We start from the raw sequence: 17335 nt of genomic DNA on the forward strand, positions 1-17335 counted from the left end.
CCCCCCGATGCGGGGCTCCGCCCCGCGCCCCGCCGGGGCTCCGCCCCTGGACCCCGCTCCTCAAACGCCGGAGGGGCTGGGAGTGGGGCATCGGCCGCCCCGGCCCCGCTCCCCAAGCGCCGGAGGAGCTGGGGTGGGGCATCATCGGCCCGCCCCGGCCCCCGCGCCCCAGCGCCGGAGGGGCTTGGGGGCCCACGTTTCCGTGCGCCCCGCAACCACCGCCGATCGCCCCCCGGTGGAGCCGGAGAGGCGAGGGTTGCCGAGGGGCTTGGGTTACCGGAGAGGCGGGGGTTCCGGAGGGCTTGGGTTGCCGAGGGGCTTGGGTTGCCGGAGAGACGGGGGTTCCGGAGGGGCTGGGTTGCGGCACGCGGGCGCGCAAAGCGGGCTGGCCCGGCCCGGGGCGCAGCCCCGGGCCCAGGTCTTACGTCCCCGTGGGGATCTGCTGGCCGTAGTCGACCACGTGGTCGTCCTTCGGCGCGGAGAGCTTGAAGTCCTTGTTCCAGTCCTCCAGCCGGATCACCCCCGCGCCCCCCGCGCGCTGGAGCCGCAGCGGGTACGGGCGGCCCTCCAGGGAGACGTCGAGGGTGCCGCCGCCGCCCTGGCCACCGAGGATGCGGATCGTACGGACGCCGCCGACCTCGCCCCGGTCGCCCGCGGTGATGGTGCCGTGCAGGCCGAGCAGCCCGTCCAGCATGACGCTCTTGTCCGTGAAGCCGCTGAGCCGCTTGTAGGACGGATCCCCGGACGGCACCTTCACGTACTTGTCGTCGAGCTTGTCCGCGGCGGCCGCGTCGCCGCTGTGGCCGCCGCTCGCGCCCTGGTGCGCCCAGAAGCCCGCGTCCGCCTTGAGGTACAGCTCCTCGCCCACCCGCAGCAGTTCGTAGCGGGAGCCCTTGGTGGAGACGACGCCGGTGCCGCCGTCGCCCTTCAGCTTCATGTCGACCTTGTAGGTGCGGCCCTTGGAGACGAGGCTGCCGGACAGGTGGACCGCGTCCGCGCTCCCCGCCACCGTCCGGGCCTTGCTCTCGATCTTCTTGGCGGGGAGCTTGCCCACGCCGTTCGTTCCCGCGTCGGGGTCCGCCTTCTCCCCTTCGCCGCCGCACGCGGTGAGCGCGGCCAGTCCCGCGCACATCACCGCGACGAGAGCCGTGTTCCGGATGCGCACGTCCGCTCTGCCTCCTGATGCCGGTCCGGTGCAGTACGGCAGCGTACCGGTGCCGTACGGAAGTGTGCGCAGGGTCCCGGGGGCCGCTCGTCCGGCGGCGGGGCAGAACGGGGCAGGCTAGCCTGAACCCGGTGAATACGCGCGCATGCGTAGCGGGAAGGAGGCGCATGACATGCCGGCAGGCGCCTCACGGATCTATGTCTCGCATCTGGCCGGTGTCGCCGTCTTCGACCCGAACGGCGACCAGGTCGGGCGGGTCCGTGATCTGGTGGCGATGCTGCGGCTGGCCGGGCGGCCGCCGCGGGTGCTCGGGCTGGTCGTCGAAGTGGTCACCCGCCGCCGCATCTTCCTGCCCATGACGCGGGTGACCGGCGTGGAGTCGGGCCAGGTCATCACCACCGGCGTGGTCAACATGCGGCGCTTCGAGCAGCGCCCCACCGAGACGCTGGTCCTCGGCGAACTGCTGGACCGCACGGTGCGGGTGGTGGAGACCGGCGAGCAGGTCACGGTCCTGGACGTGGGGATGGCCCAGCTGCCCGCGCGCCGCGAATGGGAGATCGACAAGGTCTTCGTACGGCGCGGCAAGAGCGGTGCGCTGCGCCGCCGCGGCGAGACGCTGACCGTGGACTGGTCGGCCGTCACCGGATTCTCGCTGGAGGAGCACGGGCAGGGCGCGGAGAACCTGCTGGCCACCTTCGAACAGCTGCGCCCCGCCGACCTCGCCAACGTCCTGCACCACCTCTCCGCCAAGCGGCGCGGCGAGGTCGCGGCGGCGCTGGACGACGAACGGCTCGCGGACGTCCTGGAGGAGCTGCCCGACGACGACCAGGTGGAGATCCTCGGCAAGCTCGAGGAGGAGCGCGCGGCCGACGTCCTGGAGGCCATGGACCCGGACGACGCGGCCGATCTGCTGTCCGAGCTGCCCGAACGGGACAAGGAGCGGCTGCTGACCCTGATGCGGCCCCGGGACGCGGCCGACATGCGGCGGCTGATGTCGTACGAGGAGGGCTCGGCGGGCGGGCTGATGACGACCGAGCCGATCGTGCTGCGCCCGGACGCCACGGTCGCGGACGCCCTCGCGCGGGTGCGCAACCAGGACCTCACCCCGGCGCTCGCCGCCCAGGTGTACGTGTGCCGCCCGCCCGACGAGACGCCCACCGGGCGCTATCTGGGCACCATCCACTTCCAACGGCTGCTGCGCGACCCGCCGTTCACCCTCGTCGGCGCGGCCGTGGACACCGATCTGCGGCCGCTGCGCCCGGACACCCCGCTGCCCGTGGTCGCCGGGCACCTGGCGACGTACAACCTGCTGGCGGCGCCGATCGTGGACGAGGGCGGGGCGCTGCTGGGCGCGGTGACCGTGGACGACGTCCTGGACCATCTGCTGCCACCCGACTGGCGGGAGCGCGAGCTGTACGGCGGCGTGAACATCCCGGAGGTGGGCGGTGGACGGTGACGGCGGCCGTCTCGACCGGCCCAAGGAGCCCCGCCGCAGTCCGCTGCCGCGCTGGGACCCGGAGGCGTTCGGCAGGGCGTCGGAGCTGATCGCCCGCTTCCTGGGCACGGGCCGCTTCATCGCCTGGATGACGGTCTTCGTCGTCGCCTGGCTGGCCTGGAACACCCTGGCCCCGGGCCCGCTGCGGTTCGACCCGTTCCCGTTCATCTTCCTGACGCTGATGCTGTCGCTCCAGGCGTCGTACTCGGCGCCGCTGATCCTGCTCGCCCAGTACCGGCAGGCCGACCGCGACCGCGTCAACTACGAACAGGACCGGGCGCGCGACGAGCGGTCCATCGCCGACACCGAGTTCCTGACCCGGGAGATCGCGTCGCTGCGCGCCGGGCTCGGCGAGGTCGCGACGCGGGACTGGATCCGCTCCGAGTTCGAGGGACTGGTCCGGGAACTGGACGAGGGGCGGGCCGAGCCGTCGCGCGCTCCCTCGCGTGAGGAACGCGACCGCTGACGGGCTTACCGACGCGTACCCCCGGCGCCGTACCATCTCTTTATGGCTACCGACACTGTCCCGGCACCGAGCGAAGACGCGGTGCGCGCTGCGCTCGCCACGGTCAACGACCCGGAGATCCACAAGCCGATCACCGACCTCGGCATGGTCAAATCCGTCGCGATCGCGTCGGACGGCACGGTCGCGGTGGAGGTCTACCTCACGGTCGCCGGCTGTCCGATGCGGGAGACGATCACCAGCCGGGTGCGGGACGCGGTCGGCCAGGTCGGCGGGGTGACGGGCGTCACGGTCGAGCTGGACGTGATGAGCGACGAGCAGCGGCGCGAGCTGGCGACCTCGCTGCGCGGCGGACAGGCCGAGCGCGAGGTGCCCTTCGCCAAGCCCGGCTCGCTGACCCGGGTGTACGCGGTCGCGTCCGGCAAGGGCGGCGTCGGCAAGTCGTCGGTGACGGTCAACCTGGCCGCCGCGATGGCCGACGACGGGCTCAAGGTCGGCGTCGTGGACGCCGACATCTACGGCCACTCGGTGCCGCGCATGCTGGGCGCCGACGGGCGGCCGACCCAGGTCGAGGACATGATCATGCCGCCGTCGGCGAACGGCGTGAAGGTGATCTCGATCGGCATGTTCACCCCGGGCAACGCCCCGGTGGTGTGGCGCGGACCGATGCTGCACCGCGCCCTCCAGCAGTTCCTGGCCGACGTCTACTGGGGCGACCTCGACGTCCTGCTGCTGGACCTGCCCCCGGGCACCGGCGACATCGCGATCTCCGTCGCCCAGCTGGTGCCGGGCGCCGAGATCCTGGTGGTGACGACGCCGCAGCAGGCCGCCGCCGAGGTGGCCGAGCGGGCGGGCTCGATCGCCGTCCAGACCCACCAGAAGATCGTCGGCGTGGTGGAGAACATGTCCGGGCTGCCCTGCCCGCACTGCGACGAGATGGTCGACGTCTTCGGCACCGGCGGCGGGCAGACCGTCGCCGAGGGGCTGTCCCGGACCACCGGGACGACGGTGCCCGTGCTGGGCGCCATCCCGATCGACGTCCGGCTGCGCGAGGGCGGCGACGACGGCAAGCCGGTCGTGCTGTCCGACCCCGACTCCCCCGCGGGCAGTGCGCTGCGCGCGATCGCGGGCAAGATCGGCGGGCGGCAGCGGGGCCTGGCGGGCATGTCGCTGGGCGTCACGCCGCGCAACAAGTTCTGAGCGGTCGTACGGGCGCGGGGGCGGCCTCATGGGTGAGTCCATGAGGCCGCCCCCGCGCAGCCGTACCCCTATGCGTCGTAGGCGGTGATGTCCTTGATCACCGAGAAGCCCAGGCCGNCGTACCCCTATGCGTCGTAGGCGGTGATGTCCTTGATCACCGAGAAGCCCAGGCCGTAGGCGCTCATCCCGCGCCCGTACGCCCCGATGTGCACGCTCTCGCCCGCCGACCCGGCCAGCACCCAGCCGTACTCCGACTCGCGGTAGTGGAAGTCGGTCGGCACGCCGTCCACCGGCAGCGACAGCGGGGACCACTCCTCGCCGTCCAGGGCGTCCGCCAGCTCCCAGGCGATCGCGGTCTGCTGGTCCAGCCAGTCCTGGCGCAGCCCCCGTTCCATGCGAGTCGGCCAGGTACATGACAGCAGGCCCGACCCGGCCAGCCAGGCGGCCGAGGAGACCGAGGTGGCCTCCAGCTTGCCGGTGCCGTCCGCGCTGTCCCGCACGGGGCGGCCGCCGACGGTCACCACCGCCGTGAAGCGCTGCTGGTCCATGTCGGTCTCGACGCGCAGCGACGGCTCCTCGCCATGCCCGGTCGAGCCGTACTCCACCCGGCCGTCGGCGGCCGTACCCACCTGCATGAGCCAGCGCGGCCCGGTGAACGCCTCGTCAAGGCCGTACCAGGGGAAGGCGGCCATCAGATAGCCGTCGACGCTCCGCCGAGCCTCGGCGGGCATCCCCTGCGCCGTACCGTCCACCCCATGCACCCCTAGCCGACTCGTCGTGCCCATGTGCGCGGAGCCTCCTCGTTGCCCTTCGTCGTGGGCGGCCCGCCCCCCTTCGGGCGACCTCACCCCGGACAAAGGGAGGATAGCCATACGGGTCAACCAGCCCGGGCATACGGGGGGATCAAGTGGCGTCGGAGTCGAAAGGCGGACGGTCCTCGCGAGGCTGGTCATCACGCTTGCGCAGCAGGTCAGGGGTGCCGGAATCGCCCTTGGACAGGGACGGCGGGGTGGCGCCGGAGCCCCCTGAAGAGCCGTGTGCGACGTCACTCTCCCGGCCGTTCACGGAGTCGGCGACCTCGGCCATCTCCTTGCGGAGGTCGAACCCGTTCTGGATCTCCTTCAGGCCCAGCTCGTCGGAGTCGAGCACGTGCTTGCGCACGAAGGTCTTGGGGTTCAGGTCCTCGAACTCGAAGTCCTTGAATTCGGGCCCCAGCTCGGAGCGGATGTCCTCCTTGGCGCTGTCGGAGAACTCCCGGATCTTGCGGATGAACTGCGACACGTCCCGGATGACCTTCGGAAGCTTGTCCGGGCCGAAGATGAGCACCGCAAGGACAACGAGCGCGATGAGCTCGAGAGGTCCTATGTCCAACACCTTGCAGCTCCTAGAAGACGTCCGAAACCCTGCGTGGGCCACTCAATACCGTACCTGTCGGCGGGGGCGCCGCGGGAGACGCCCGGGCCAACATCGGGCGCCAGGGAGCCTCCTCCGGCCGCCCTGGCGCCCCGGCCGTCGGTCCGGCCGCCGCCTCCACCCGCCGCCGCTAGCCGTCGCTGCTCGCCGAGCCCAGCGTCAGCTCCACGGTGCGCTCGTCGCCGTCCCGCTTGAGGGTCAGCCGGAGCCGGTCGCCGGGGCGGTGGCTGCGGATCTTGACGATCAGCTCCTGGCCGCTGTGCACCCGGACGCCGTCCACCTCGGTGATCACGTCACCGGCCTCGATCCCCGCCTTGTCGCCCGGCCCGTCCGGGGTGACCGGCGGCCCGGCGGCGCCCTTGCTGTTCACCCGGGCGCCGTCGCCCGTGTACTCCATGTTGAGCGTGACGCCGATCACGGGGTGGGTCGCCTTGCCGGTGTTGATCAGCTCCTCGGCGACCCGCTTGCCCTGGTTGATCGGGATCGCGAAGCCCAGACCGATCGAGCCGCCCTGACCGCCCAGCTCGGCGCCGTCGTCGGCGGCCCGGATGGCGCTGTTGATCCCGATGACCCGCGCCTTGCCGTCGACCAGCGGGCCGCCGGAGTTGCCCGGGTTGATCGGGGCGTCGGTCTGGAGCGCGTCGACATACGAGATGTCGCTGCCGTCCTCCTCCTCGCCGCCCGCGGTGATCGGGCGCTCCTTGGCGCTGATGATCCCGGAGGTGACCGTGCCCGCCAGGTCGAACGGGGCACCGATCGCCACCACCGGGTCGCCGACCTGGACCGATTCGGAGTTGCCCAGCGGCAGCGGGCTCAGCCCGGAGACGCCCTCGACCCGGATGACCGCCAGGTCGTACCCGGCGTCCCGGCCGACCAGCTTGGCGCGGGCGGTCTGGCCGCCGTTGAACGTCACCGATATGTCGCCCTCGGAACCGGCGGGCGCCACGACATGGTTGTTGGTGAGGATGTGGCCCTGCTTGTCGAGGACGAACCCGGTGCCGGTGCCCTCCTCGGAACTGCCGCTGACATGGATGGTCACCACGCCCGGCAGCGCGCTGGAGGCGATGCCCGCGACGCTGCCCGGGGAGCGGGTGCCCTTCTCCAGCGGGGCTTGCGGAAGCTTCACGTCGACGCCCCCCGAGGCCCGGTCGCGCTCGACGTACGCGCCGATCCCGCCGCCCAGGCACCCCGCGATCAGCGCGATCAGCAGGACGGCGACGAACGCGCGGCGGCGGGAGACCACCTTGCGCTCGGTGGGCGGCGGGGCCACGGTCCAGGGGTCGTAGGCCTGCCACTGGGCCGGGACCGGGGTGCCCTCGGCTGGGGTCATCCCGGTGTGCGGCGACGGCGGCGGCGCGCCATGGCCGCCGGGCGGCAGCTGCGTGCCGTGCGCCGGGGTCATCATCCCGGGCTGTGCGCTCCCGGGCTGTGCGGTCCCGGGCTGCGGAGCGGGCTGCGGGACGGCGCCCGGGGGCAGCTGGGTGCCGTGCGCCGGAGTCGTACCCGGGTGCTGTACGGGCGGGGCGGGGGCCCAGGGGCCGGGGCCGCCGTAGGGCGGGGTGCTGTACGGATCGGGGTCGTGGAGCGGGCGCCCGGCGCCCGCACGGGTCCCGTCCGCCGCCTCGCGTCTGTCGTCGGCTCCGGTCGGCCGCTCGGGCTCCGGCCCGGACGGCACCGCCCGCTCTGCCGCCGTCTCCGCTGCCATCTCCGCCGAGGGCTCCGCGCCGGTCTCCGCCGCGTCGTCCGACTGCCGGTCGCCGGGCCCTGCGACCGGACGGCTCCACCACTTCGGCTTGGGCCCGGGGGCCTTCCGCTCGTCCATGATCTCCCCAAGTTCCCGCAAGCGGGCGCCCATCGCGCCGCCCGGGTCATACGTCACCGCGACTCTTCGGCTCGCCCGCGGCCACCGTCGGGGGTGCCCCCGACAGGGCAGGGCTGCCCGAAAGCGATTCAATCAGTCCACCCGGGCCCGCGTGCGCGGAACGAGGGGAACGACCGGACGTGTGAGCGATATTGCGCAGATTCCCACGATCCCCAGAATCTCCAGGATCCCTAGGGCGGGGGTGTGCTGAAGCCCAGGTAGGGGGTGCTCGACGCGGGCTGGGTCGGGCCCTCCAGCTGGGTCGGCGCGGGCGCCGCCGGGGTGGAGGTCGGGGCCCGCAGCAGGTCCGTGACCGACAGGACCGGCTGTATCAGCGGGTTCACCGCGGCACCGGAGGGGCTCAGCACCGGGTGGCTCGGGGTCGCGCTCGGGGACGGGAGCCCGGCCGGGCGCGTCTCGGTGGTGGCGAGCAGGCCCACATCGCGGCCGGTCCGCTCGCGGGTGCCCGTGCCGACGGCATCGGCGTCGACCGGGGTGACCGCGGTGTCCGAGCCGTCCGTCCGGGGGCCGGGGTCGACCGCCGCCTCCAGCGGCAGGGCAGCGCCGAGCGCGAAGGCGGCCAGGGACACCGCTCCCGCGGCCGCGAAGGCGAAGCGGCGGCGCGGCGCGGGGCGCTCGACCTCATGGATCCGGAAGCCGCGCTCCCGGTGTGCCGACACCGCGGCGACCGGGTCCACCGGTGCCACCGCGGGCAGATAGGCGAACGTCTGCTCCCGTCTGCGCTCCGACGCCCGCACCTCCGGTGCGTCGCTCCGTACGTCCCGCGCGGCGCCGCGCAGGCCCATCACGCCCGGGTCCGCGAAGGGGGAACCGCTTCCCGGGCCGTCGTCGCCACCGATGGCCGGGAGGCCCTGGAGACGGGCGAGGAAGCCTTCGGACGGCCCCGGGGGCGCCGTCTCGGCGAACACGCTCTTCAGCCGCCGCTGCGCGTCGGCCTCCGCCTTGCACTTACAGCACGTCGCCAGGTGTGCGAGGACGCGCTCACGCGCGTCATGCCCGAGTTCACCGTCGACCAGAGCCGCAAGGCGGTCGCCGAGATGCTGCTCGGCGGGGGACGGACCGCCTGATCGGGTCACGCGATCCCGACCTCCCCACTCAGCCGCGGTCCGGAGACCCGCGGCGCCACCGCGGCGACCTCGCGCTGCTGCTCGGCACGCGCGCCCGCCGGAGCACGGTGCTGGAGCGCCTTGCGCAGATGGGAGCGGCCCCGGTGGATCCGGCTGCGCACGGTGCCCAACTTGACACCGAGCGTCGCGGCGATCTCCTCGTACGACAGCCCCTCGATGTCACAGAGCACGACGGCCGCGCGGAACTCCGGCGCGAGGGTGTCGAGCGCCTGCTGCACGTCGGCGTCGAAGTGGGTGTCGTTGAAGTGCTGCTGGGGGGAGGGCTCGCGGCTGGGGAGCCGCTCGGCCGCGTCCTCGGCGAGGGCGTCGAAGCGGATGCGCTGACGACGGCGGACCATGTCGAGGAAGAGATTGGTGGTGATGCGGTGCAGCCAGCCCTCGAAGGTGCCCGGGGTGTACGTCGACAGCGAGCGGAAGACGCGGACGAACACCTCCTGGGTGAGGTCCTCGGCGTCGTGCTGGTTACCGGTGAGGCGGTAGGCGAGGCGATAGACCCGTGCGCTGTGCGTGCTGACGATCTCCTCCCAGGTGGGAGGCGTCCACGCCGGGGAATCCCCCTCCGCACCGAACGACGCGGTAGTGGCAAAGGTCGCGGTGGTGGAGTCGGCGGAACGGGAACGGTCAGCGGTGTCGGTCACGGATTTCGGCTCGCCCGCTGACCTGCGAAAGCGCCTCAGCACTCTCCGGTCACCGGCCGTAGCCGCACCTCCCCTGTCGGCTCTGGTGGTGTCCAGTAGAGCCCCTACCATATCCACCTCGCCCGTTAGCTCCGGATAAGTATTTTTGACCTGCATTTGGCCGTGATCCATACGGTCCCCCCTTCTCTCCTCAACGCCTGGTCCCATCTGCGGGTTCCCGTGCGCAGCGGATACAGTCACCGTTGCGCCAACTACGGGGACAGGAGAGGGTCATTACCGGCAACCGGCAGACGAGCTGGGCGTTCGCCGACGCGTTCGTCGCCGAGGACGAAGCCCTTCACTGGGCCCGTGACCGGGCCCGGGAGGCAGGGCTGCGCTCGGTGTCCGCGGGCACCGGCGCGGCGCTGCGCCTGCTCGCCGCCGCCGCGGACGCCAAGGCCGTCGCCGAGATCGGCACCGGGACCGGCGTCTCCGGCATCCATCTGCTGCACGGCATGCGCCCCGACGGCGTGCTGACCACCGTCGACACCGAACCCGAGATGCAGCAGTTCGCCAAGCAGGCGTTCCGGGCCGCCGGCTTCGCCGGCAACCGGGCGCGCTTCATCCCCGGCCGCGCCCTGGACGTCCTCCCCCGGCTCGCCGACGGCGGTTACGACCTGGTGTTCTGCGACGGTGACCGGCTGGAGTGCCTGGACTACCTGGAGGAAGCCCTGCGGCTGCTGCGGCCGGGCGGTCTGGTCTGCTTCGAGGGGGTCTTCGCCAACGGGCGGACCGTGGACTCCGCCGCCCAGCCCGCCGAGGTGCTGCGGCTGCGCGAGCTGCTGCGCACCGTACGCGAGTCCACCGTGCTCCAGTCCTCGCTGCTCCCGGTCGGGGACGGCCTGCTGTGCGCGGTCAACCGCGGCGGCTGAGACCGAACCGGAACCTCACGGCGGCGGCCAGGGCCCCGCACATACCCCGCACACAGCGCCGCCCCGGCGTCCGGTTACCTCTAACCGGACGCCGGGGCGGGGCTCGGGTGATGGTGGGGCCGGTGGCTCAGCCGACAACCTTCTTCAGTGCATCGCCGAGCGCGTCGGCCTCGTCGGGTGTCAGCTCGACGACGAGCCGACCGCCGCCTTCGAGCGGAACGCGCATGACGATGCCCCGCCCCTCCTTGGTCACCTCGAGCGGGCCGTCGCCCGTCCGCGGCTTCATGGCCGCCATGCTCGTTCCCCTTCCTGAAACCAGCTCATCGCAGCCGACAACCCAGGCGTCACCGGCATCGAACACGTTGCTTCTCATTCATTATCCCGCATGCCATGACCCGATGACCAACATCGGTCGGCAACCCCCGTGCACGGCGCTCCCCCAAAACCACTCAATTCGGGGAGGCGATCGCGATAACGTACGCCCGCCGCGTCCGAACACCTGCCCACGGGAGGGCCGCTTATGACCGACACCGTGCTCTACGACCTGGCCGACGGCCTCGCGACGATCACCCTGAATCGTCCCGACGCCATGAACGCGCTCAACATCGACACCAAGGTGGCGCTGCGCGACGCGCTGCTCCAGGCCGCGGAGGATCCGGCGGTCCGGGCCGTCCTGCTCATCGGCACCGGTCGCGCGTTCTGCGTCGGGCAGGACCTCAAGGAGCACATCGGGCTGCTGGCCGCCGACCGCGAGGCGCACGCCCGAGGGGACCAGGGCGAGGGCTCGACGATGAGCACCGTCTCGCTGCACTACAACCCGATCGTGACCGCGATCGCCGGGATGCCGAAGCCGGTGGTCGCCGCCGTGAACGGGGTCGCGGCCGGAGCCGGGGCGGGCTTCGCCTTCGCCGCGGACTACCGGATCGTGGCCGACACCGCCTCGTTCAACACCTCGTTCGCGGGCGTCGCGCTCACCGCCGACTCCGGCGTCTCCTGGACCCTCCAGCGCCTGATCGGCCACGGCCGCGCCGCCGACCTGCTGCTCTTCCCGCGCAACGTGAGTTCGGCGGAGGCTCTGGAGCTGGGCATGGTCAACCGGGTCGTGCCCGCCGCGGAGCTGCCCGCCGAGGCGGCGGCGGTCGCCCGGCGGCTGGCCGAGGGCCCGACCGCGGCCTACGCGGCGATCAAGGAGTCGCTGGGCTACGCGTCCTGCCACAGCCTCACCGACTCCCTGACCAAGGAGGACGAGCTACAGCGCCGGGCGGGCGCCTCGGAGGACCACCGCACCGCGGTGGACGCCTTCGTCCAGAAGCAGCAGCCGCGGTTCACGGGCCGCTGACCCGGGGCGGCGCACCGGGTCCCGGCGGTCAGACGCGATCGCGGACGTGGCAGTCGGCCAGGTGGTCGTTGACCAGGCCGCAGGCCTGCATCAGCGCGTAGGCCGTGGTGGGGCCGACGAAGCGGAAGCCGCGCTTCTTCAGCGCCCGGCTGAGCGCCGTGGACTCCGGGGTGATCGCCGGGACGTCGGCCGCGGTGTGCGGGACCGGGCGGGTGGCGGGGTCGGGGGCATGGGACCAGATCAGCTCGTCCAGCTCGCCCTCGGCCATGTCCGCCGCCGCCCGGGCGTTCCCGATCGTGGCCGAGATCTTGGCCCGGTTGCGGATGATGCCGGGGTCGGCGAGCAGCCGCTGCTCGTCGGCCTCGGTGAACTCCGCGACCGCCTTGATCCGGAAGTCGGCGAAGGCGGCGCGAAACCCCTCCCGGCGGCGCAGGATCGTGATCCAGGACAGCCCGGACTGGAACGCCTCCAGACAGATCCGCTCGTACAGCGCGTCATCGCCGCGGACCTGACGGGCCCACTCCGTGTCGTGGTACACCCGGTAGTCCGCCATGGACTCGGTCTCCAGCCCCCACGGGCAGCGCGCCAGGCCGTCCGCTCCGACGACCGTCCCCTGACCGCTCACGACCCGCTCCCCTCGAAATCCGCCGGATAGTCCGGCGGGTAGTCCCCCGGGCCCTCGGCCGGCTCGCCGTCCCCGAAGCCCGGGGTCCGCGCGCCCGCCAGGGCCTCCTCCAGCTCGGCGATCCGGGCGTCCCGCTCGGCCAGCTCGGCGCCGAGCCGCCCCAGCACATCGTCCACGTCCGCCATCCGGTAGCCGCGCAGCGTCATCGGCAGCCGCAGCGCCTCCACGTCCTCCCGGTCCAGCGGCCGGTCGGCGGGCAGCGGGTCGTCCAGCCGGTCGGGCGGCGCCTCGGACAGCTGGCCCCCGTCGCCGCCGCCGACGACGGCGAGGGTGACTGCGCCGACCACGACGACCAGCGTGATCAGCAAGAACAGGAACACGGTGATCGTTCTCCTCGGTTAGGACGGCCCGGCCATGACGCCCGCGGGGGGCGTCGGCCCCGTCAACTGTCTGACCCGATCGTGCCATGCCCCACTGACAGTTATCGTCGCTGCCGGACACCTGAGAGGAAGTACGCATGCTGCGGCTTGGCCGACGCGAGTTCGACGAGAACGAGCGAGTGATCATGGCGATCGTCAACCGGACACCGGACTCGTTCTACGACCAAGGTGCGACCTTCCGCGACGAGCCCGCGCTCACCCGCGTCGAGCAGGCCGTCGCGGACGGCGCGGCGATCATCGACATCGGCGGGGTGAAGGCCGGTCCCGGGGACGAGGTGAGCGCCGCCGAGGAGGCGCGGCGCACGGTCGGCTTCGTGGCCGAGGTGCGGCGGCGCCATCCGGACGTGGTGATCAGCGTGGACACCTGGCGGCACGAGGTCGGCGAGGCGGTCTGCGCGGCGGGCGCGGACGTGCTCAACGACGCCTGGGGCGGGGTCGACCCCAAGCTGGCCGAGGTCGCCGCCCGGTACGGCGCCGGGCTGGTCTGTACGCACGCGGGCGGGGCAGAGCCGCGCACCCGGCCGCACCGGGTGGGCTACGACGACGTGGTGGCGGACATCCTGCGGGTCACCGTGGGTCTCGCGGAGCGCGCGGCCGCGCTGGGCGTCCGGCGCGACGGGATCATGATCGACCCGGGCCATGACTTCGGGAAGAACACCCGCCACTCGCTGGAGGCCACCCGTCGGCTCGGGGAGCTCCGGGAGACCGGCTGGCCGGTGCTGGTCTCGCTGTCCAACAAGGACTTCGTCGGCGAGACGCTGGACCGCCCGGTCAAGGAGCGGGTGATCGGGACGCTCGCGACGACCGCGGTCTCCGCCTGGCTGGGCGCCCAGGTCTACCGGGTGCACGAGGTGGCCGAAACCCGTCAGGTGCTGGACATGGTGTCGTCCATCGCGGGCCACCGGCCCCCGGCGGTCGCCCGCCGGGGACTGGCCTGAGGCACCGGTCCGCTCACGCCCCGGGGGCGGTCAGCCGGACTCCTTGGTCACCAGGTCGACCACCTCGTCGATGTCGTCGGTGAGGTGGAACAGCTCCAGGTCCTGCTGGGACGCCTTGCCCTGGCCGATCAGCGTGTTCTCCAGCCAGTCGACCAGACCGCCCCAGTAGGAGCTGCCGAAGAGAACGATCGGGAACCGGGTCACCTTCTTCGTCTGCACCAGGGTCAGCGCCTCGAAGCACTCGTCGAGGGTGCCGAGACCGCCGGGCAGCACCACGAACCCCTGCGCGTACTTCACGAACATCGTCTTCCGCACGAAGAAGTAGCGGAAGTTCACGCCGATGTCGACGTACGGGTTCAGCCCCTGCTCGTACGGCAGCTCGATGCCGAGGCCGACGGAGACCCCGCCCGCCTCGCTCGCGCCGCGGTTGGCCGCCTCCATCGCGCCGGGGCCGCCCCCGGTGATCACCCCGAACCCGGCCTCGGCCAGGGCCCGCCCGATCTTCACCCCGGCCTCGTACTCCGGTGACCCCTCGGGCGTACGGGCGGAGCCGAACACGCTGACCGCCTTGCCCAGTTCGGCCAGGGTGCCGAAGCCCTCGACGAACTCCGACTGGATGCGCATCACCCGGAACGGGTCCTCGTGCACCCAGTGGGTGGCGCCCTGGCTGTCCAGCAGCCGCTGGTCCGTCGTACCGGGCCGCATCTGGTGGCGACGGCGCACGACCGGGCCCAGACGCTGCTCGTGCAGCGCTCGCTCTTCCTCGGCGTTGCCCATCACTGTGCTCCCTTCGCCAAGATCTGCCAAAGATCTGTGCTTCAGCGTAGGCCCACCGGGCGGCGAAAAGCCGAAATCCGCGCCACGCTCATCTGTTCTCTGATCTGCGAAGAAGCGGATGCCGGGGTTCGGCTCAGCTGGTCAGCCAGACCCGCAGCCGTTCCTCGGCCGCCAGGATCAGGGCCGTGTCCACGTGCTCCTCGCGGGTGTGGGCCAGCTTGGGGTCGCCGGGGCCGTAATTGACGGCGGGCACGCCGAGGGCCGAGAAGCGGGCCACATCGGTCCAGCCGAACTTGGGGGCCGCGTCCTCACCGATCGCCGCCACGAAGGCGGCGGCCGACGGGTGGGACAGCCCGGGCAGGGCGCCGGGCGCGGAGTCGGTGGCGGTCACCTCGAAGCCGTCGAAGACCTCGCGGACGTGGGCGAGCGCCTCGGCCTCCGAACGGTCCGGCGCGAAGCGGTAGTTCACGGTCACGGCGCAGGCGTCGGGGATGACGTTGCCCGCGATGCCGCCCTCGATCCCCACCGCGTTCAGCCCCTCGCGGTAGGTGAGCCCGTCGATGTCCACGTGCCGCGGCTCGTACGCGGCCAGCCGGTCCAGGATCGGGGCGGCCTTGTGGATGGCGTTCTCACCGAGCCAGCCGCGCGCGGAGTGGGAGCGGTGCCCGCTCGTGGTCACCCGCACCCGGAGCGTGCCCTGGCAGCCGCCCTCGACCTTGCCCTCGGTGCCCTCCAGCAGCACGGCGAAGTCGGCGGCCAGCCACTCGGGGTGGTGCTCGGACAGCCGCTTCAGCCCGTTCAGCTCGGCGGCGACCTCCTCGTGGTCGTAGAAGACGAAGGTGAGGTCGCGGTTGGGCTCGGGCACGGTCGCGGCGATGCGCAGCTGCACGGCGACGCCGGACTTCATGTCGGAGGTGCCGCAGCCCCACAGGGTGCCGTCCTCGTCCAGCCGGGAGGGCACGTTGTCGGCGATGGGCACGGTGTCGAGGTGTCCGGCCAGCACGACCCGTTCGGCACGTCCCAGGTCGGTGCGGGCGACGACGGCGTCCCCGTCCCGGTCGACGGTCAGGTGCGGCAGGGCGCGCAGGGCCTGCTCGACGGCGTCGGCGAGCGCCTTCTCGTCGCCGCTGACCGAGGGGAAGTCGACGAGCCGGGCGGTGAGCCGGGCCGCGTCCAGGGACAGGTCGAGTGCTGGGTGTGCCATACCCGCGACCCTAGCCCGTCCGTTCCGGTCCCCCGCCCCCAGGCGTGGCCTTCCCCACCCGCGGGCCCTGTGCGGCACCGGTGTCGGAGCCACCCAGTAACGTGGTCGGCGTGCCCCGGTCCGTGTTCTCCAGCCGTCCCCGCCTGCTCCGAGCCGCGGTCGCGTGTGCCGTACTGCTGGGGCTCGCCGCGTACGTAGCGGCACACCTGCTGACCGGTGGCAGCGGGCCGCCGCGCTGTGTCGCGCGGGCGGAGGGCGGCGATGTGCTGCTCGACCCCGAACAGGCCGTGAACGCCGCGACGATCGAGGCCGTGGCCGCCTCCCGCGGGCTGCCCGAACGGGCCGTCACCATCGCGCTCGCGACCGCGCTCCAGGAGTCGGGGCTGCGCAACATCACCCACGGCGACCGGGATTCGCTCGGCCTGTTCCAGCAGCGCCCGTCGCAGGGCTGGGGCACGGCACGGCAGATCCAGGATCCGGTGTACGCGGCCGGGAAGTTCTACGACCACCTGGTCAAGGTGCCCGGCTACTCGCGGCTGCCGCTCACGGTGGCGGCGCAGCGGGTGCAGTACAGCGGCTTCCCGCAGGCGTACGCCAAGCACGAGACGGAGGCCGTGGTGCTGACGGCCACCCTCACCGGGCGTTCGGCGGCGGCCTTCAGCTGCCCGGGGCCGCCGGACGACGGGAAGGCGGGCGATCCGGGGCGCGTCCGGGCGGCGCTGGAGCGGGAGTTCGGGGCGGACGCCCGGTCGCGGCTGAACGTGACGGGGCCGGGCGGCGGCAAGCACGCCGGGTCCGCCCGGGAGGTGCTGGTCCCGGTGGCGGACGCCTCGGCGCGCGGCGGCCGGACGGAGCGCGGCTGGGAGCTGGCCTATTGGGCGGTGGCTCACTCGGACGAGTTGCGCATCGAACGCGTCTCTTACGGCAAGCACGTATGGAGCGCACGGAATTCAGGGGACGGCTGGCGCACCTCCGACGAGAGTTCCGGGTCGGATATACGCCTCGGTCTCACCCGATAACGGGAGGGATCGCCGCAGCTCAGCGCCGTTGACGGGGCATTGGGCCGACGTCGCGTACGCACGTTTTGCGCGTAAACGGATAATGCGACGCATTATCAATTCTTTACCTTGACCCACCGCAACCTTCGCGCGGCTCACGCGATATTCACTGCGTCCGATCGCTGGACACTTCACGCCAAATGTCCCCCGTCAAAGGAGAATCATGTCCCTCCCTCTCACGCGTCGGATCGCTCGGGCCGCCCTGCTGGTCGCAGCGAGCGCGACCCCCGTGGTCAGTGCCGCCGGCGCCGCGAGTGCGGCGGATCCGGCCCTGCCGCACACTCCCAAGCTGGGCGGGCTGAGCGCGCTGGACCCCTCCTCCGTCGGTGAGCTGGCCGACACCGCGTCGCAGCAGGCCGGGCGGACCGTCAAGGAGATTCTCCCGGCCAAGGCCGCCCCGGCGCAGACCGCTCCGGCCAAGTCCGCCACGGCGGAGAAGGCCACCCCGGCCAAGAGCACCCCGGCCAAGAGCAAGGGGAAGGGCAAGGGCGGCGCCCACGCCAAGGGCAAGGGCGCCCTGCACGCCAAGGGCAAGGGCAAGGCGGCGGGCATGAGCAAGGGCCTGGCCAAGGGCAAGGGCGCCCACGCCAAGGGTGCCCCGGTCCGTCCCGCCCCGGCTCCGCTCCCCGCCCCCGCCGCTGCCCCGGCGCCCGCTCCGGC

Annotated in this window: 19 protein-coding genes; 8 read left to right on the forward strand and 11 right to left on the reverse strand. The window is 72.6% G+C overall.

Annotated features, from left to right (window positions below; all coding sequences use genetic code 11):
* Positions 1–421 precede the first annotated feature (421 nt).
* Entirely contained in the window at positions 422–1132 is a 711-nt protein-coding gene (locus EEJ42_RS22105) for a hypothetical protein (RefSeq protein WP_123102157.1), read from the reverse strand.
* Positions 1133–1337: 205 nt separating this feature from the next.
* Between EEJ42_RS22105 and EEJ42_RS22110 the strand changes: the two genes are divergently transcribed.
* Genes EEJ42_RS22110 through EEJ42_RS22120 form a run of 3 tightly spaced genes read left to right on the forward strand, consistent with a single transcriptional unit; the run spans position 1338 to position 4323 of the window.
* Positions 1338–2621, forward strand: a complete 1284-nt coding sequence (locus tag EEJ42_RS22110) for a magnesium transporter MgtE N-terminal domain-containing protein (protein ID WP_123102129.1) — start codon at positions 1338–1340, stop codon at positions 2619–2621.
* Complete coding sequence (locus EEJ42_RS22115) at positions 2611–3126, forward strand: DUF1003 domain-containing protein (RefSeq protein WP_123102131.1); 516 nt, start codon at positions 2611–2613, stop codon at positions 3124–3126. Before EEJ42_RS22110 ends, EEJ42_RS22115 begins: the two co-directional genes overlap by 11 nt.
* Before the next feature lie 42 nt (positions 3127–3168).
* Positions 3169–4323, forward strand: coding sequence for an Mrp/NBP35 family ATP-binding protein (locus EEJ42_RS22120; protein ID WP_123102133.1), 1155 nt, complete (start codon positions 3169–3171; stop codon positions 4321–4323).
* 125 nt (positions 4324–4448) lie between these two features.
* Here EEJ42_RS22120 and EEJ42_RS22125 read toward each other — a convergent pair whose 3' ends face one another.
* The 5 genes from EEJ42_RS22125 to sigE form a co-directional block, all read right to left on the reverse strand.
* A complete protein-coding gene (locus tag EEJ42_RS22125; RefSeq protein WP_425472941.1) occupies positions 4449–5108 on the reverse strand; it encodes a hypothetical protein in 660 nt (219 codons plus the stop codon).
* A 118-nt stretch (positions 5109–5226) separates the two neighbouring features.
* Positions 5227–5697: a sec-independent translocase gene (locus EEJ42_RS22130; protein ID WP_179936620.1), complete on the reverse strand. Its 471-nt coding sequence runs from the start codon at positions 5695–5697 to the stop codon at positions 5227–5229.
* A 169-nt stretch (positions 5698–5866) separates the two neighbouring features.
* Positions 5867–7558, reverse strand: a complete 1692-nt coding sequence (locus EEJ42_RS22135) for a trypsin-like peptidase domain-containing protein (protein ID WP_123102135.1) — start codon at positions 7556–7558, stop codon at positions 5867–5869.
* A gap of 230 nt (positions 7559–7788) precedes the next feature.
* Positions 7789–8694 carry a zf-HC2 domain-containing protein gene (locus tag EEJ42_RS22140; protein WP_123102137.1) on the reverse strand — a complete coding sequence of 302 codons (906 nt, stop codon included), beginning with the start codon at positions 8692–8694 and terminating at the stop codon, positions 7789–7791.
* Complete coding sequence (sigE, locus tag EEJ42_RS22145; RefSeq protein WP_246097138.1) at positions 8691–9494, reverse strand: RNA polymerase sigma factor SigE; 804 nt, start codon at positions 9492–9494, stop codon at positions 8691–8693. Before sigE ends, EEJ42_RS22140 begins: the two co-directional genes overlap by 4 nt.
* Before the next feature lie 131 nt (positions 9495–9625).
* On the opposite strand from sigE, the gene EEJ42_RS22150 reads away from it, so the two are divergent.
* Positions 9626–10294 carry an O-methyltransferase gene (locus EEJ42_RS22150; protein ID WP_123102139.1) on the forward strand — a complete coding sequence of 223 codons (669 nt, stop codon included), beginning with the start codon at positions 9626–9628 and terminating at the stop codon, positions 10292–10294.
* A gap of 127 nt (positions 10295–10421) precedes the next feature.
* Here EEJ42_RS22150 and EEJ42_RS22155 read toward each other — a convergent pair whose 3' ends face one another.
* Positions 10422–10589: a DUF3117 domain-containing protein gene (locus tag EEJ42_RS22155; protein ID WP_003966491.1), complete on the reverse strand. Its 168-nt coding sequence runs from the start codon at positions 10587–10589 to the stop codon at positions 10422–10424.
* Positions 10590–10814: 225 nt separating this feature from the next.
* Here EEJ42_RS22155 and chcB point away from each other — a divergent pair, with 225 nt between their 5' ends.
* Positions 10815–11633, forward strand: coding sequence for a 2-cyclohexenylcarbonyl CoA isomerase (gene chcB, locus EEJ42_RS22160; RefSeq protein WP_123102141.1), 819 nt, complete (start codon positions 10815–10817; stop codon positions 11631–11633).
* 28 nt (positions 11634–11661) lie between these two features.
* Here chcB and EEJ42_RS22165 read toward each other — a convergent pair whose 3' ends face one another.
* Entirely contained in the window at positions 11662–12258 is a 597-nt protein-coding gene (locus EEJ42_RS22165) for a DNA-3-methyladenine glycosylase I (RefSeq protein WP_123102143.1), read from the reverse strand.
* A complete protein-coding gene (locus EEJ42_RS53885; protein WP_281291485.1) occupies positions 12255–12644 on the reverse strand; it encodes a DivIVA domain-containing protein in 390 nt (129 codons plus the stop codon). The genes EEJ42_RS22165 and EEJ42_RS53885 overlap by 4 nt, the downstream gene beginning before the upstream one ends.
* Positions 12645–12775: 131 nt before the next feature.
* Here EEJ42_RS53885 and folP point away from each other — a divergent pair, with 131 nt between their 5' ends.
* On the forward strand, positions 12776–13636 hold the full coding sequence (gene folP / locus EEJ42_RS22175) for a dihydropteroate synthase (RefSeq protein ID WP_123102147.1): 861 nt from the start codon (positions 12776–12778) through the stop codon (positions 13634–13636).
* Between the two features lie 30 nt (positions 13637–13666).
* Here the strand turns inward: folP and EEJ42_RS22180 are convergent, their stop codons facing one another.
* A complete protein-coding gene (locus EEJ42_RS22180) occupies positions 13667–14413 on the reverse strand; it encodes an LOG family protein (protein WP_123102149.1) in 747 nt (248 codons plus the stop codon).
* A 133-nt stretch (positions 14414–14546) separates the two neighbouring features.
* A complete protein-coding gene (gene dapE / locus EEJ42_RS22185; protein ID WP_123102151.1) occupies positions 14547–15617 on the reverse strand; it encodes a succinyl-diaminopimelate desuccinylase in 1071 nt (356 codons plus the stop codon).
* Between the two features lie 101 nt (positions 15618–15718).
* On the opposite strand from dapE, the gene EEJ42_RS22190 reads away from it, so the two are divergent.
* Both EEJ42_RS22190 and EEJ42_RS53050 read left to right on the forward strand, forming a co-directional pair.
* Complete coding sequence (locus EEJ42_RS22190) at positions 15719–16636, forward strand: VldE C-terminal domain-containing protein (protein WP_123102153.1); 918 nt, start codon at positions 15719–15721, stop codon at positions 16634–16636.
* A gap of 202 nt (positions 16637–16838) precedes the next feature.
* The coding region (locus EEJ42_RS53050; RefSeq protein WP_246097127.1) for a hypothetical protein at positions 16839–17335 on the forward strand (497 nt) is incomplete at its 3' end.

This window comes from Streptomyces botrytidirepellens (assembly GCF_003721215.1).
Lineage (GTDB): Bacteria > Actinomycetota > Actinomycetes > Streptomycetales > Streptomycetaceae > Streptomyces > Streptomyces himastatinicus.